The 14,587-nt window shown below is 65.9% G+C and carries 19 protein-coding genes, 3 tRNA genes and 1 riboswitch; of the genes, 14 read left to right on the top strand and 8 right to left on the bottom strand.

From position 1 onward, the window contains the following. Window position 1 precedes the first annotated feature (1 nt). From ACUXVE_RS15285 to ACUXVE_RS15270, 4 genes are all read left to right on the top strand, one after another. Window positions 2–77, top strand: a tRNA-Gly gene (locus ACUXVE_RS15285). Window positions 78–143: 66 nt separating this feature from the next. Then, window positions 144–217, top strand: a tRNA-Cys gene (locus ACUXVE_RS15280). A gap of 137 nt (window positions 218–354) precedes the next feature. Further along, a complete protein-coding gene (locus tag ACUXVE_RS15275) occupies window positions 355–915 on the top strand; it encodes a DUF998 domain-containing protein (RefSeq protein ID WP_445514712.1) in 561 nt (186 codons plus the stop codon). 91 nt (window positions 916–1,006) lie between these two features. Further along, window positions 1,007–1,552 (top strand): DUF4124 domain-containing protein, encoded by a 546-nt coding sequence (locus ACUXVE_RS15270; protein ID WP_261311931.1) that lies wholly within the window; start codon window positions 1,007–1,009, stop codon window positions 1,550–1,552. Between the two features lie 9 nt (window positions 1,553–1,561). On the opposite strand, the gene ACUXVE_RS15265 is transcribed toward ACUXVE_RS15270, so the two are convergent. Beyond that, a complete protein-coding gene (locus ACUXVE_RS15265) occupies window positions 1,562–2,203 on the bottom strand; it encodes a flavin reductase family protein (protein WP_314819829.1) in 642 nt (213 codons plus the stop codon). 171 nt (window positions 2,204–2,374) lie between these two features. Here ACUXVE_RS15265 and ACUXVE_RS15260 point away from each other — a divergent pair, with 171 nt between their 5' ends. Further along, window positions 2,375–3,013 carry an ArsR/SmtB family transcription factor gene (locus tag ACUXVE_RS15260; protein WP_261311930.1) on the top strand — a complete coding sequence of 213 codons (639 nt, stop codon included), beginning with the start codon at window positions 2,375–2,377 and terminating at the stop codon, window positions 3,011–3,013. A 134-nt stretch (window positions 3,014–3,147) separates the two neighbouring features. After that, window positions 3,148–3,417 carry a hypothetical protein gene (locus ACUXVE_RS15255; protein ID WP_025875177.1) on the top strand — a complete coding sequence of 90 codons (270 nt, stop codon included), beginning with the start codon at window positions 3,148–3,150 and terminating at the stop codon, window positions 3,415–3,417. A gap of 13 nt (window positions 3,418–3,430) precedes the next feature. Here ACUXVE_RS15255 and ACUXVE_RS15250 read toward each other — a convergent pair whose 3' ends face one another. Then, a complete protein-coding gene (locus ACUXVE_RS15250; protein WP_445514714.1) occupies window positions 3,431–4,513 on the bottom strand; it encodes an alpha/beta hydrolase family protein in 1,083 nt (360 codons plus the stop codon). Window positions 4,514–4,663: 150 nt separating this feature from the next. Here ACUXVE_RS15250 and ACUXVE_RS15245 point away from each other — a divergent pair, with 150 nt between their 5' ends. Then, a complete protein-coding gene (locus ACUXVE_RS15245; RefSeq protein WP_445514711.1) occupies window positions 4,664–5,497 on the top strand; it encodes a cupin domain-containing protein in 834 nt (277 codons plus the stop codon). A gap of 3 nt (window positions 5,498–5,500) precedes the next feature. Here ACUXVE_RS15245 and crcB read toward each other — a convergent pair whose 3' ends face one another. Both crcB and ACUXVE_RS15235 read right to left on the bottom strand, forming a co-directional pair. Further along, complete coding sequence (gene crcB / locus ACUXVE_RS15240) at window positions 5,501–5,893, bottom strand: fluoride efflux transporter CrcB (RefSeq protein ID WP_025875171.1); 393 nt, start codon at window positions 5,891–5,893, stop codon at window positions 5,501–5,503. An 81-nt stretch (window positions 5,894–5,974) separates the two neighbouring features. Next, window positions 5,975–6,038, bottom strand: a riboswitch (Fluoride riboswitch). A 22-nt stretch (window positions 6,039–6,060) separates the two neighbouring features. Beyond that, window positions 6,061–6,501 carry a helix-turn-helix domain-containing protein gene (locus ACUXVE_RS15235; protein WP_223485056.1) on the bottom strand — a complete coding sequence of 147 codons (441 nt, stop codon included), beginning with the start codon at window positions 6,499–6,501 and terminating at the stop codon, window positions 6,061–6,063. Window positions 6,502–6,579: 78 nt separating this feature from the next. Here ACUXVE_RS15235 and ACUXVE_RS15230 point away from each other — a divergent pair, with 78 nt between their 5' ends. Continuing rightward, window positions 6,580–6,789 carry a transcriptional regulator gene (locus ACUXVE_RS15230; RefSeq protein ID WP_025875167.1) on the top strand — a complete coding sequence of 70 codons (210 nt, stop codon included), beginning with the start codon at window positions 6,580–6,582 and terminating at the stop codon, window positions 6,787–6,789. A gap of 351 nt (window positions 6,790–7,140) precedes the next feature. Then, window positions 7,141–7,377 carry a hypothetical protein gene (locus ACUXVE_RS15225; RefSeq protein WP_093817858.1) on the top strand — a complete coding sequence of 79 codons (237 nt, stop codon included), beginning with the start codon at window positions 7,141–7,143 and terminating at the stop codon, window positions 7,375–7,377. Here ACUXVE_RS15225 and ACUXVE_RS15220 read toward each other — a convergent pair whose 3' ends face one another. Together ACUXVE_RS15220 and ACUXVE_RS15215 are read right to left on the bottom strand one after the other, a co-directional pair. Next, window positions 7,378–8,427, bottom strand: coding sequence for a 4Fe-4S dicluster domain-containing protein (locus ACUXVE_RS15220; protein ID WP_445514710.1), 1,050 nt, complete (start codon window positions 8,425–8,427; stop codon window positions 7,378–7,380). Next, on the bottom strand, window positions 8,424–8,708 hold the full coding sequence (locus ACUXVE_RS15215; RefSeq protein WP_032976492.1) for a hypothetical protein: 285 nt from the start codon (window positions 8,706–8,708) through the stop codon (window positions 8,424–8,426). The genes ACUXVE_RS15220 and ACUXVE_RS15215 overlap by 4 nt, the downstream gene beginning before the upstream one ends. Window positions 8,709–8,888: 180 nt before the next feature. On the opposite strand from ACUXVE_RS15215, the gene ACUXVE_RS15210 reads away from it, so the two are divergent. Both ACUXVE_RS15210 and hemN read left to right on the top strand, forming a co-directional pair. Beyond that, the gene (locus ACUXVE_RS15210) at window positions 8,889–9,329 is read left to right on the top strand and encodes a group III truncated hemoglobin (RefSeq protein WP_032976493.1); all 441 of its coding nucleotides are present in this window, start codon (window positions 8,889–8,891) and stop codon (window positions 9,327–9,329) included. Window positions 9,330–9,373: 44 nt separating this feature from the next. Then, entirely contained in the window at window positions 9,374–10,783 is a 1,410-nt protein-coding gene (hemN, locus tag ACUXVE_RS15205; RefSeq protein ID WP_445514709.1) for an oxygen-independent coproporphyrinogen III oxidase, read from the top strand. Window positions 10,784–10,792: 9 nt separating this feature from the next. Here the strand turns inward: hemN and ACUXVE_RS15200 are convergent, their stop codons facing one another. Then, window positions 10,793–11,272, bottom strand: coding sequence for a hypothetical protein (locus ACUXVE_RS15200; protein WP_445514708.1), 480 nt, complete (start codon window positions 11,270–11,272; stop codon window positions 10,793–10,795). Between the two features lie 176 nt (window positions 11,273–11,448). Further along, a tRNA-Leu gene (locus ACUXVE_RS15195) sits at window positions 11,449–11,535 on the bottom strand. A 154-nt stretch (window positions 11,536–11,689) separates the two neighbouring features. On the opposite strand from ACUXVE_RS15195, the gene ACUXVE_RS15190 reads away from it, so the two are divergent. From ACUXVE_RS15190 to ACUXVE_RS15180, 3 genes are all read left to right on the top strand, one after another. Next, window positions 11,690–12,673 (top strand): TraB/GumN family protein, encoded by a 984-nt coding sequence (locus ACUXVE_RS15190; RefSeq protein ID WP_222390011.1) that lies wholly within the window; start codon window positions 11,690–11,692, stop codon window positions 12,671–12,673. 58 nt (window positions 12,674–12,731) lie between these two features. Beyond that, window positions 12,732–13,184, top strand: a complete 453-nt coding sequence (locus tag ACUXVE_RS15185; protein WP_312786223.1) for a BLUF domain-containing protein — start codon at window positions 12,732–12,734, stop codon at window positions 13,182–13,184. Between the two features lie 111 nt (window positions 13,185–13,295). Continuing rightward, a complete protein-coding gene (locus ACUXVE_RS15180; RefSeq protein WP_445514707.1) occupies window positions 13,296–14,582 on the top strand; it encodes a nucleotide sugar dehydrogenase in 1,287 nt (428 codons plus the stop codon). The last annotated feature ends 5 nt before the right edge of the window (window positions 14,583–14,587 follow it).

Genomic DNA, 14,587 nt, shown 5'->3' with positions numbered 1-14,587 from the left:
TGCGGGAATAGCTCAGTTGGTAGAGCGCAACCTTGCCAAGGTTGAGGTCGCGAGTTCGAGTCTCGTTTCCCGCTCCATGTTCCGACAGGCCCCATCGCGGGGTTTTGTCATGTCAGGGGCGTCGTTCCTGATCGCAGTACGTTGGCCTCATGGCAGAGTGGCTATGCACCGGATTGCAAATCCGTTTACAGCGGTTCGATTCCGCTTGAGGCCTCCAATTGAAAAGCCCTGACTCCGGTCAGGGCTTTTTCTTTGCGCGTCCCCTGGCGCCAGCAGGGGTACCAAACTGCACATGCGACCCGGCGGGACCGGCTGCTAACGTCGCCGCACTCCTCTTCAGCGGTGGTGACTGCAGTGCGGAACCTGGCCATCCAGCAAGCGGTATACGTTCCTCTCGGCGGCATGCTGGCGCTGATCGCTTTCGCATTCACCGTGCCCGGCTACCACCCGTTCTCCCAGCACCTCAGCGAGCTGGGCCTGATGCCGGGGCTGCCAGCCAAGGCGGTGCAGGTCGGCGCGGTGGTCAGTGGCTCGGCCATCATCGTCTTCAGCCTTGCGTTGCTGGCGCAAAGCCGCCGTTTCGCGCTCACGGTGCTCACCTCCACCCTGTTCGGGGTGTCTATGGTCAGCAATGGCGTCTTCACCACGGGCAGCCCGCTGCATGGCCTCTATGGCATCGGCATCTTCTCGATCCTGACCCCGCTGCTGTTCCTGGCCGAGCTGGGCCCTGCTGCGTCGACGCGGATGGCCTGGATTGCGCGCGCCACCTCGCTGCTGGGGATGGCCTATCTGTGGCTGATGCTTTCCGGCTTCGACCCGGAGCCCTATCGCGGCCTCACCCAGCGCATCGCGCTGCTGCCGGCGTTCGGCTGGTACACCTTCGCCGCGCTGGAGCTGCGTCGATCCCGGCGCTGATTGGCCTGGCGCGGTGGCATTTGCCCGCAGGTACGATCAGTCGTAGCGTATGGCCAAACGGGGCCGCAGGGCCCGGGACAGGAGGTCTGGCATGAACATGAAACCTGGCATCGTCCTGGCATTGCTGCTGGTCGCGCCGCTGGCATCGGCACAGGTCTACAAGTGCAAGGGTGCGTCCGGTGAAACCACCTATTCACAGCATCCGTGCGGTGCCGGCGCAGAACCGATGAAGCTGCGCTCCAACCGCGCCGCAGCGGAATCGGCTGGCGAGCTTGCCAACCGCACCGCGGTCTATCGCACTGCCGAATTGAATGACGCCGGCATTGTCGAGCGCAACTGCCTGCAGAGCGAGCAGTCGCGCATCTACGGCCCGCTGGAATCGCGCAGCCAGGCGGTCAATCAGCAGGTGGCCGATCTGAACCGGCAGCTGGCTGCAGCGAGCAGCAATCTCGCCGGTGCCACCAGCGAATCCGGCATCCGTGCGCAGATTTCCAGTCTGCAGCAGTCGTTGAGTTCTGAACGGACCTCGGCCGACAGCCAGATGACGACAGCCCGCGAGCGCTGCTCGAGTGCGCGTCGCGACCGCGAAAAGGAGGTTCGCGAGAAGTACTCCAACGCGCCCGCGTCTTCTTCCTGATTGCAGCTGTCATGCAGTCAGCGGCAAAGGATCGTCAGCACGGAAATTGCGCGCCACCGGCGTGGTGGTGCCCACATAGTGCCGGAACAGGTAGATCAACGGTGCCCAGCGCTGCACGTCGATGTGCTGGGTTCCGGCAACGGTGATCGCCTCGTGCGCATGCACCCGGCAGATCCGTCCTTCGACGATCATGAAGCCCTGATCCTGCGTTCCGCTGGGCCGATGCGAGGCGAGCAGCGTGACCTCCACCTGCAGCGGGCATTCGGCAATCGCGGGCGGTGCCACCTGCACCGAATCGACGCGGCTGAAGCCGCCCAGTGCGAACTTGTCAGGCACGTGCACGTAACCCATGGAACGCTTCGATTCCGGCACCGGGGTGCGAGCGGTGGCGCGGGCAATGGCTTCAACCTGCGCCGCCTGCGTGGCATCTGCGAAGTTCAGTACGCATTCGCCGCGTGCCAGAAGGTTGCTGCAGCCTTGGCCCTGTTCGCCGATACCGAGCACCACGCGGTCGCCCAGCGCCCAGAATGATGAAAGCGGACTGATGTTCGCACTGCCGTCTTCATTCAACGTGGTCATCAGCACTACCGGTGTTCCCGGGTAGAGCACGGAGGGGGTGATGCAGCGGCGCTGGAAGTCTTCCGGTGGCATGCCTGGGCTCGTGGGGTGCGGGCGATGACTGTGCACTGTGCAGGGGAGAGCATGCTTCGATCCGGGTCGAACGATGCGCGGAAAGCGGCATGCCACAATGCGGCCATGGTCCAGACGTCCCGCTCCTTCATCCATGTCGGCACGCTGGTCGGTGACCATGCACGCGCGGCCATGCTGTTGACGTTGATGGATGGCCGGGCGCACACGGCGTCCGAGCTGGCCGGCGTGGCTGGCATCTCGCCGCAGACGGCAAGCAGTCATCTACGGCGGTTGCTCGACGGCGGCATCCTGGCCGTGGAGGTGCAGGGACGCCACCGCTATCACCGGATTGCCTCGACCGAGGTCGCCGACATGCTGGAAGGCATCCTGCGTTTCAGCGATCAACGGCCACCGCTTTCTCCACGAACCGTACGGTTTGATGCCGGCTTCCGCCGGGCGCGCACCTGCTACCGGCACCTGGCGGGCGAATACGCCGTTGCCATCTGTGACCACCTGCTGACCATCGGGGCGATTACCGCGGCGGCAGACCACTGGCAGATGACGGCTCATGGCGCTGACGTCCTGCGCGCGGTGGGGCAGCCGCTGGAAGAATTGATCGCGCGATCGCCACAGGTGACGCCCGCGCGATACTGCCGCGGCTGCCTGGACTGCACCGAGCGGCGCCCGCACATGGCCGGCATGGTGGGTGAAGCACTGCTGGAGAGTTTCCTGCAGAACCACTGGCTGCGTCGCCTCGCGGGGCGGCGCGACTTGCAGGTCACACCTGCCGGGCAGGAGGCATTACGCAGGCTGTTTGACGTACGCGCGTGAAGCCCGCCGCGCGCCGCCGGCAGTCTCAGCCGGCCACGACATTGCGACGGGGTATGGTCGGAGTCCTGGTCTTCGGGAGCAGCAATGGCAGGCAAGGACATGAGGGGCCGCATGCACGATGCGGCTGGTCGGCAATGAGCAGGTCAACCGCAGATGTGCGCTGGCTTACATTCCGGCTGAAGAACGGGCAGTCCATCGGCCCCGATCAACTGAAGGATGGCTGGGTCGTCGCCTCGGAGAGCCGTCATTGCGATGTGCGCCGGGAGAGTATCGAGGGCGCTGGCGTGGTCTATGCCCTGTATGGCCCGCCGGATCTTCCGTCTCCGCGCCGCGCCGAACTGCGTATGCGCGACTTCCTCATGCGCTCCGGCTATACCTTCACCATGGGTACGCTCGGCCACTGATGCGGTCGGCTGCTCAGAAGGGAGCCGCGGCTGCCTTCAACGCCTCGACCACCTGTGAATCCGTAAAGCCGCAGTGCCCCTCGCCCACCGCAGGCAGTACGCGCGGCAATGGCGTGGCGCCAGCGCGCTCGGCCAGTTGCGGATACACCGTCTGCATGTGCGGCACGATGCTCGGGTCGTTGTTGTTGAACTGGATCACCAGCGGTCGCTTGAGCGCGCCGGTCAACGCCAGCTTTTCGCGCACGTATCGCTGTGCCGGCGCAACAGGTGCCAGCCGCTGCACGCCCGCGTTGAACGCCTTGTCGTCACCGAATCCGCGGTAGACGGTCGTAACGTTGCCGACCGGCATGCCGCCGGCGCGCGTGGCCAGTTCGTGCAGGATCATCGCGTGCAGGCTGATCGTGCCCGGCAATGCCTCCACGCTTACCTGCAGCCGTGCAGCCAGTTGCGCAGCCACGGCCGGCCGGGTCTGAAGGGCGGCGGCGATGCCTTGATAGAGCTCCATCTGCGGCAGTGCCGCAGCTTCCGCCGATGCCAGGCCCGGCCGGGGCAATCCCTTCGCCCCGGGGAAGAAATAGTCGAACGCCACCAGGGTGGTCAGCAGGTCGTTGGCCAGTTGTTCGCCGGGCAGGTTGGCCCCGCACAGCGACACGCCACCGGCGTAGTGCCGTGGCAGGCGTTCGAGGGTGGCGATGGCCACCGCACCGCCCATCGAAAAGCCGACAATCCAGGTGCGACGCACGTCCTTCAATTCGGACAGGGCGTGCGCGCGCAGGCGTTCCATGTCCACGATCGCATCTGCCACCGCCCAGCCCTGGCTGGCATAGGCGCTCTGCGCCACGGCATAGCCCGCTGCAAGCAGGCTGGCGGTGCTGTCGTTGGCCGGCATCGGTGATGGCTGCGGCATGCCCACTGGTTCATAGCCATGCGCCAGCATTACCAGTTCGCCGTTCCAGCCGGCGGGCACGTCCAGGCGCCAGCGCGCGCCCTGCAGCTCGCCGCTGGAGGTGCGTGGCGGGGCGGGCGGCGCGGCGGCCTGCGACACGTGCGGCAGCAGCAGGACCAGTGCCAGGACCAGCCGGTGGAAGGTTCGCATCATGGTCTTTGCCCTGGCCGGTGCGGTCTGCGCGGAAGGTGCCGCCTGTATAGCGCTGCCTCTGCACGGTGGCTAGCCCCTGACGCAATGCAATCGAATTCGATACGATCTGCCGTATCTGCTCCCTTCCATTTGATCTGGAGTCCCGCCATGGTCGATCGCCTCGCCATCCTGCTCGAACGCTTCGCGGTCACCGCCTCGGTGTTCCATGCCGGCGCGCTATGCGGCATCAACAGCCTGGAGGCCGAAGGCGACGCCGGCCAGCTGCACCTGGTGCGGCGCGGCCCGTTGCAGGTCAGTCATGGCACGCAGACGGTGCAGGTCGACGTTCCCAGCCTGCTGCTGTATCCGCGCCCGCTGCCACACCGCTTCCACACCGATCCACAGCATGGCGCGGACATGGCCTGCGCCAATCTCCATTTCGAGGGCGGCAGGCTCAACCCGATCAGTGCCGCGCTGCCCGATTTCATCTGCCTGCCGTTGGCCGAACTGTATGGCGGCCATGCCGCCCTGGAGCTGCTGTTCGAGGAGGCATTCGAGCAGCGCTGCGGTCGCACGGTGATGGTCAACCGCCTGTTCGAGGTGGTGATGATCCAGGTGCTGCGGCAGTTGATGGAGGGGGGCGAGATGCGCGGCGGCCTGTTCGCCGGGCTTGGCCATCCACGGCTGCGGTTGGCGCTGGTGGCCATGCACGAGGCACCCGCCCAGGCCTGGAAACTGGAAGATCTGGCCGATGTTGCAGGCATGTCGCGCAGCGTGTTCGCCGCCAGTTTCCGTGAGGCCATGGGTACCACGCCCGGGCAGTATCTGCAGGGCTGGCGGGTAGGCCTGGCGCAGCAGGCGTTGCGGCAGGGGCGACCGTTGAAACGGATCGCCGACGAGGTTGGCTATGGCAGCGAGGCCGCGTTGTCGCGGGCGTTCAAGGCACACACCGGGCAATCGCCACGGCAGTGGCGCGGACAGGCGCGCGCTGCTGCCGGCTGAGTGTTACCCCAGCGCGAGCCGGGTCAGCTTCATGCCGGCGAACAGCCCGGCCAGGCCCAGGGCTACCGAGCCGCCGGCGTACAGTGCGGCCAGGCCATGCTGGCCCCGCTGCAGCAGCAGGCCGGTTTCCAGCGAGAAGGTGGAGAACGTGGTGTAGCCACCAAGAATGCCGGTGGCCAGCAGCAGGCGCAGTTGCGGCGACGCGCCGTTGCGCAGCGCAAACGCCTCCACCACCACGCCCATCAGCACGGCGCCGCTGATGTTGACCAGGAACGTCGACCAGGGCCAGGTGCTGCCGGCGGCCACGCGGGCGCCGATCAGATTGCAGGCATGGCGCAGGCAGGCGCCGACACCGCCGCCCAGGAATACCAGCACATAGTTGTTGAACGTCTGCATTGCTTGCCTCGAGTGCGTGTTCGCAGGTTCGACGGCGGACGCAATGGCGGGCACGGCCTGCCATCGACGAACGCCGGGTTCGTCTCAGCAGGAGCCATCAGCCATCTCAGGCGGTTATCGGGGGAGCCCCATCCCCATCGACGGCCATGCTACCAGCCCGCGATGGGTCAGGGCAGGGCAGTCATCACCACGCGTGCGACCTTGCCGCGGCTGACGCCCTCCATCAACAGGTCATGGGCCATCAACCCCAGCGTGGCCTCGCGACGGTAGCCCACCTCAAGTCCGCGCTCGTCAAGGATGTGGGCGACCAGCTCATAGGCCGCTTGCCAGACATCCAGATGGGCTTCGCTGGGCATGTGCATGTAGGCCGTGCCGCGCTCGCCGACTCCCCGTCCCAGCGGGCCAAAGAGCAGCTCGCGTGGGTCCAGCTTCACCGCATCGGCAATGCGGAACAGCTGTTCGGCTTTCACGTGGTTGGCCTTGACGTGGTCATTGAGCCAGTTGCTGACCGTTGCCGTCGTCGTTTCGGCGGCACGCGCCAGGTCGGCCGGGCGTGCATGCCCGGCGTCCTTCATGGCGACCGCGAGTCGTTGTCCAAGAGTATTCATCTATGCAAGCCAGCTTAACGCGTGGAAGCGAAAGAGGCCTTGGCGCAAGAATAAGTTTGATGATGAAAGGGATCGAAAATGGACGAATTCTGGAGCAAGCGGCAGGTCCGCACGCGGCTGGGCTTTTCCACCGACGCAGAGCTCGCCAGGTTGTTTGGAATCAGCAGATCCGCTGTCTCGCAGTGGCCCAGGGGCTTTCCCATCCCGCCGCTCAGGCGCTACATCCTGCAGCAGCGATACCCTGCGTTGTTCCCGATGGATGACGACTCGCACGACGAAACCGCATGAGATGCGTCGATGGTTGTCGCAGACAAGCCGCCAAGATCGATTTGCTAAGTATGCTTAGCAACATAGACAGAATCGATCGACGTGTGCCCAGCGATGGTCCGATCTGTGATGGATACCTTGGTTCGCCGGCTGGCTTTGTCGACATCGGCACGGACGTTTCTGATCCCGGTCGCTACGGCCTTTCATGAACGATTAATAATTTCAATCGCGAAAGTCGCGGCCTGTAATTGACGTGTCGTGAAATCTATGACTAATTGGCATCAACCGGCTGTGAAGGCCGGGAGTCTTTCAGTAGCTCGCAAGTGAATCGGTCGACCGTCAACGATGCAGAACAAGTCCAACGGAGGTCGTATGGAATACGGCATGCATGGCTTGGCTGAACGGGTACGCCGCGAACTGGAAGCCAGTTATCACAAACACGGATGCGGTCCGGCGTTCTGGGATACCTACCAGCAGGTGCTTGATCGTCTGGTTCCCCAGGGGACCGGGCGTACCGATGTCACCAATGAAATGGCGCTGATCATCGAACAACTGGGCATCGTCCGTCGCGCCCAGCTGGTACCGCCACGCCCGGGCGAGCCGGGCTGATCAGAGCAGGCGCCAAGCGCCGCACACCAGCAGCGCCAGCAGCAACGATGCCAGGGCCGTGGTGCGGGGGCGCCACCACCGGCGCGGCTGGCCTGCCATCACCTGCGGACTGCAGTAGCGCACCAGGCTGGGACCGAAACCGGCCTGATGCTGCTGCTGCGCGCACGCGTCCAGGCAGGCACCGCAGGCCAGGCAGTCGGCCTGTGGGCCATGGCGGATATCCAGCTGCATCGGGCACGCGCGTACGCAGGCCATGCAATCGAGGCAGTCACCCAGCCGATCCGCGCTGAAGGTGGGCATCGGTCCGGCCAGCAGCGGATGCGCGGCGCGGAAGACATAGTCCTGCGCGGTGGTCGCGTCGAGCAGGCCGCGGCCGCGGCCGAGCACGCCGCCCAATGCCGGCGGGCGGGCGCCGCGCGGCTCGCCGCGGCGTGGGTAATACAACATGCGCGGGGTGTGCGGGTCGGTCAGCAACGGCTGCATGCGCGCGAACGGGCAAAGTGATCGGCACACCTGCTCGCGCAGGAACCCGGCATTGCCCCACGTGGCGCCGGCATAGAACAGCACCCAGAAGCTCTCCCAGCCACTCCATGCGCCATCGAACGCGCCGGTGACCAGTTCGCGGATCGGGCTGAACAGCCCGACGAACGTGATCCCGGTCCACAGCGACAGCAGCAACCAGGCCAACTGGGTGGCCGGCCGCGCCAGCTTCGCTGGCAGCATGCGGGCCAATGCCTGCGCGATTCCGTCGAACGCTCGTGTCCACAGCGTCTGCGGGCAGGCATGTCCGCACCACACGCGACCGGCCAAGTGGGTGAGCAGGGCCAGACCCACCGCCATCACCGCCAGCAGCCCCAGCAACACACCGATGTCATCCGGCCACAGGGTCCAGGCGAACAGGTCGAAGCGGCGCGCGTTGAGGTCCAGCAGCAGGGCCTGCCGTCCATCCCACTGCAGCCACGGCAGCGCATGGAACAGGACCAGCAACGCAAGGCCCAGGGTGCGGCGCCAACGCCATGCGCGCAGGGGCGAGGATGCGGTGATGCTCATCCCAGTGGCAGCTCCTCATCCTCTTCGTTCGGCATCGGCCGCAGCAGGTAGCCGGTCACCGCGCTGGAAAGTGCGGTGACCGCCCAGAACATGAAGAAACCTGCGGTGTAGCCCAGCTCACGGCTGATGGCCGTACCCGGGAAGCTGATCGCCTGCAGCCGCAGTGGATCGACGAAGGCGAAGAACACCACGCAGGCCAGGCCGGCGGCGATGAAGCTGGGCCACAGGACTGCACCCCAATGCTGGATACGCCGCTGGCGGCTGGAAGTCGGTGTGTTCATGCGGGTTCGGGTTGAAGAAGAGGGCGGCGCGTATACTTCGCCGTGGTTGGCGCAGCATCCGCAGGGCATGCTTCCTGCAAGCGTGCCAGCCTAGGTGCGCCGCAGTGCGCTGACATTGATCTGGATCAACAGCGGTGGTGGCGGCATGCGGCACACTGCCGATCCGCACTTGGTGCCCTGATGAACGCAACGCCCACGACTGCCCTTCCCATTGCTTCGCCAGAGTTGTGCAGCGAGGAGGAAGTGACCCGGTTGGTCCACGATTTCTATGCGCGCGTGCGTGAAGAGGAGCGTCTGGGGCCGGTATTCGAAGGGCATGTGCGCGACTGGCCGGAACACCTGGCCCAGCTCGTCGATTTCTGGTCGGCGATGCTGCGCGGGACCCGCAGGTTCAAGGGCTCGCCGATGTCCAAGCACATGGCGATCGATCTGGAAAAGGATCTGTTCGACCGCTGGCTGGTGCTGTTCCACATCACCACGGCCGAATGCAACAACCCGCCCATGCAGGCGCTGGCCGACGATGTGGCCGCCCGCATCGCCGACACCTTCTGGCGCCGCTACCAGATGCTGCGCTGGCCGCAGGTCATGCTGCCGGTGCTGGGCGTGCCCACCAAGGATTGATCTGGGTCAAGGCGCACCGCCAGGCTTGGGGCGATGCTGGCGCCATGGACACGTTCTCTCCCGCTGCCGGTGGCCTGGCCTGGACCTTCGATCCCGATCTGTTGCGACGGCATGACCGTCCCGGCCCGCGCTACACCTCCTATCCCACCGCGCCGCACTTCCATGACGGCTTCGACGCACCTGCGCTGCGCCAGGCGATCGCCGACAGCAACCCGTTGGCGCGCGCGTTGTCGTTGTATGTCCACGTTCCATTCTGCTCCAGCCCCTGCTTCTACTGTGGCTGCAACCGGGTGATCACCCGCGATCGCGGGCGTGGCCACAGTTACGTGTCACGCGTGCTGGCCGAGGCGGACCTTTTGGCACCGCAGTTCGCCGATGGTCGTGAAGTGATCCAGCTGCACCTTGGCGGTGGTACGCCGAATTTCCTCGATGCCGATGCGATGACCGCGCTCGTCGAGGGCCTGCGCCGCCGCTTCGATTTCAGCGGTTCGTCGCAGCGTGATTTTTCCATCGAACTGGACCCGCGTTTCATCGACACCAGCGACGTAGCGATGCTGGCCCGGCTGGGCTTCAACCGCGCCAGCCTGGGCGTGCAGGATTTCGACCCGCAGGTGCAGGAATCGATCAACCGGGTGCAGGGCGTACGGCAGACGCTGGATATCCTGCGTGCGTGCCGCGACAGCGGCATGCGTTCGGTCAACGTCGATCTGATCTACGGCCTGCCAGGGCAGAGTCTGCAGGGCTTCGGCCGCACCCTGGAACTTGTGCTGGCGCTGCGTCCGGATCGACTGGCGGTGTATGGCTATGCGCATCTTCCGCACCTGTTCCGCGCGCAGCGGCAGATCGACGAAAGCCGGATGCCTTCGCCGGAAGACAAGCTGGCGCTGCTGGGCCTGGCGGTGGAGCGCCTGTCCGCAGCCGGCTACCAGTACATCGGCATGGACCACTTCGCATTGCCGGAAGAAGATCTGTCGCGTGCCCAGCGCGCCGGCCAGCTGCACCGCAACTTCATGGGCTACACCACCCACGCCGACACCGATCTGCTCGGCCTTGGCGTAAGTGCGATCAGTCACATCGGTGCCACCTACAGCCAGAATCCGCGTGACCTGCCGTCGTGGGAGAGCGCGGTGGACCAGGGACAGCTGCCGGTCTGGCGCGGCGTCGCACTCAGTGCCGACGACCAGCTGCGCGCCGAGCTGATCCAGCAGTTGATGTGCCAGGGTGAGGTGGATGGAATGTCACTGGCCCAGCGCCACGGCATTGATTTCGAGACCTACTTCGCCGAAGACCTGCAGGCCGTGCAACGCCTGCAACACGATGGCCTGGCCGAGTACCGCGATGGCGTGGTGCGTGCCAGCGAGCCGGGGCGGCCGTTGCTGCGCCTGCTGGCGATGTGCTTCGATCCCTATCTGCGCGCTGCGCAGGAGCAGCCGCGTTATTCGCGGGCGATCTGAGCGCAGGCCTCAGCGCTTGCCGACGCCGCGTTCGGGGTGGCGAGCGGCCATGCCACCACTGGAGGTGGTGCTCCAGTTGCCGCTCAGATCGCGCACGCTGGTGGAGTAGGAGCCGTCGCTGTACTCGGTGCGCCACCTGCCGCTCAGGTCACGCTTGCTGACCGAGTAGCTGCCGTCACTGTACTGGGTGCGGATGTTGCCGCTCAGGTCAGTGCTGCTGTTGGAGTAGCTGCCATCGCTGTGGGTGGTGCGCTTGCGGCCACTCAGATCGGTGGTGGTGGTTGAACGGCTGCCGTTGCTGTGCTCGGCGATCACCCGGCCGGACAGGTCGCGCTTGATTCGGCTGGACGATCCGTCACTGTTGCGGATATCCAGGCTTCCGTCGAGGTTGCGGTGGCTGTCCGAACGGCTCTGCGCCGATGCCGGTGCAGTAGCTTGGGCGAGCAGCGTGACCAGTGCCAGCGATGATGCGATCCCTATCCACTTCATGGCTGATCTCCTTATGCGTCGTTCGGCGGCCGGTATGGCGCGTTCGATTCTGCCATGCCGGCCTGAAGGCGTCCTGATCGGGGAGAGGGCAGCCGAATGGCCGCATTCCCTCCGGCGGGCTGCTGTGCAACCAGCGATGTGCGGACGTGGTGCGGGGGCGTCGATGCTTGATTGGGTGGTGCCCGGAGCCGGAATCGAACCGGCATGGGGTTGCCCCCGGCGGATTTTAAGTCCGATGCGTCTACCAGTTTCGCCATCCGGGCCTGCAGCGCGCGCCGATTGTAACGGAATCGCCGCCACTGCCGCCGGCTAACGCGGCTTTTACGCAACCGGGCGCGGCGCTGGGTACAGTCCGCCAACGTACCCGGGGATGGCGATATGCGTGCACGTGGCAGGCGATGGATCGGATGCAGTGCCGTGCTGGGGCTGATGCTGGCGATAGGCGCGGCCGCCGCGCAGCAGGCACCAGCGCCCACTGGCCCGGTGGTGGACATGGACACGGTGCAGGTGACCGGCGAACAGCCCGGCCCCGGCCTCTGGAAGGTCACCGCTCCGCAGGGGCACGTGCTGTGGATCCTGGGCACGGTCTCACCGTTGCCAAGCGGTGTGCAATGGCGCTCTGACGAAGTCGAACGGACCATTGCCGGCGTCGACCATGTGCTGGGCGATCCGGGTTTCGCCCTCGATGCGAAGATCGGTGTGTTCAAGGGCCTTACCCTGCTGCCACTGGCGTTGAAGACGGCGCGCGATCCGCAGGGGCGCACGCTTGACCAGATCCTGCCGCCGGCAACGCACGCGCGCTGGCTCGGCCTGAAACAGACCTACCTGGGCAATGACCGTGGCGTGGAAAAGGACCGTCCGCTGGTGGCCTCCGGCCGCTTGTACCAGGCCTTCCTCAAGCGCAACGGCCTGCGCGATGGCAAGCAGGTCAAGGAAGCACTCGGGCGCGCGTACAAGGCGCACGATCTGAAGCCGGAAGACGTGCAGGTCAAGCTGAAGGTCGACGACATCCGTGGCACGTTGAAGGAGCTGCAGGCCACCGAAGTCGATGACCGCGCGTGTTTCGAACGCACGCTCGACACGGTGGAATTCCAGGCACCGGTGCTGCGCGAGCGCGCCAACGCCTGGGCGCTGGGGGATGTCGCGGCACTGCGTCGGCTGTCGGGCTCGTCGATGGCCCAGACCTGCCGCGAACTGCTGCAGGATTCGGCCTTCGTGCGCCGGCGCGGCTGGAGCGATATGCCGCAGCAGGTACGCACGCGCTGGCTGCAGGGCGTGGATGCCGCGCTGAGCCGTCACCCAGGCACCTTCGCGACGGTGCCGGTCAGCCTGCTGCTGGGCGAGGGCTATCTGGATGCGTTGGTGCAACGCGGCTACCAGGTCGAGTCGCCGCCGGAATAACCAACGCTTGAAGTCCTCGTGCTTCCTGTCATATTCCTCTGCACTCAGGAGGGGAGTGATGGACATGCCGTTGCATGCGTACGCCTATGTCAGCACGGCCAGGGAGGGACTGGACGTGCCCGAGCTCGATGCATTGCTGGCCGATGCGACCGCGTTCAACCGCATGGCCGGGGTGACCGGGGCGCTGATGTTCGATGGCAGCCGTTTCCTGCAGTACATCGAAGGCCCACGGGATGGGCTGGCTTCGGTGCACGCGCGGATCGGCAACGCGCGTCGCCACGGCAGCATCATCCAACTTGCCGCAGGCCCAATCCCGAGCCGCTGGTTCCCGCGCTGGACGATGGCCAACCGGCACGTGGATGCGGCGACGCTGGGCAGCATCGTGGCGGCCCCATGGCATGGTTTCAGCCTGGCGCAAGAGCCCCCGGAGCATGGCTTCTGCCTGTTGTTGCGGGCCTGGACGGGGCGGCACGGCGAACTCGAGCCGGCGGCCGTCAGCCTCGGGTCCTGATCGGGGCGTGGTCTGGCGCCGCTGCCGCGGTTAACCTTGTCGGCATGTTTGCCTGCACCCGGACCCTCGCATGACCCAGTGGACACCGTTGCCGCCTGCTGGACGCCGCGCATGAGCGCGCCGATCGGCGCAGCACAGATGCCGTCCCCGGCCATCATCGGCCTGGGATATGTCGGGCTGCCACTGGCGGTGGCTTTCGGCCGCCAGCTGCCCACCCTGGGATACGATATCGATTCCGCACGCATCGCCGAACTTGCCGGCGGGCAGGACCACACGCTGGAGATGGAACCGGATGAACTGGCCAGCGCGTCGCTGCTGCGCTACAGCAGCGATCCGGCACAGCTCGACACCTGCAACGTCTACGTCGTCACCGTGCCCACGCCGATCGATGCCTACGAGCAGCCTGATCTGGAGCCTTTGCGCTCGGCGACGCGACTGATCGCCAGCCATCTGCGCGCCGGTGACCTGGTGATCTACGAATCCACTGTTTACCCGGGCACCACCGAAGAAGTCTGCGTGCCGCTGCTGGAACAGGGCTCGGGCCTGCGCTTCAACGAGGATTTCTACTGCGGCTACAGTCCCGAGCGGGTCAGCCCGGGTGACCGCCAACGGCGCCTGGCCGACATCCGCAAGATCACCTCCGGTTCAACGCCGGACGTGGCTGCGGTGGTCGATGGCCTGTACCAGCGGATCATCACCGCCGGCACGTTCCCGGTGCCGTCGATGCGGGTCGCCGAAGCGGCCAAGGTGGTGGAGAACATCCAGCGCGACGTCAACATCGCGCTGGTCAACGAGTTGGCCCTGATCTTCGATCGCCTCGGCATCGACACCCAGGATGTGCTCGACGCCGCAGGCAGCAAATGGAACTTCCTGCCGTTCCGGCCGGGGCTGGTGGGAGGCCACTGCATCGGCGTGGACCCGTACTACCTGCTGCACAAGTCCGAAAGCATGGGCTACCACCCCGACCTCATCCACACCGCCCGGCAGGTCAACAACCGGGTGGGGGAACATGTGGCCAAACGGGTGCTGGCGATGCTGGCCGAACGTGGCCGCATGCCAGCGCACTCGCGCATTCTGGTGCTGGGCGTGACCTTCAAGGAGGACTGCCCGGACCTGCGCAACAGCCGCGCGCTGGAACTGGCCCAGCGGCTGGCCGGCAGCGGCGCGCAGGTGGACGTCAGCGATCCGTGGGTGGGGCCGGCTGCCATGGCGGACGAAGGCGTGAACTGGCTGGCCGAGCCGGTGCCCGGCAGCTACGACGCGGTGGTGCTGGCGGTGGCGCATGAGAGCTTCAAGGCGATGGACGATGCCCATATCCGCAGCCTGTTGGCGCCCGGTGGGCTGGTCTATGACGTGAAGTCCGCCTGGCCGCGCAGCGTGGTCGACGATCGCCTGTAGGTGCT

The organism is Stenotrophomonas sp. 3(2025) (assembly GCF_052665395.1).
The sequence above is the reverse complement of the archived record's forward strand: the minus strand, read 5'-3'. Positions and strand labels throughout refer to the sequence as shown.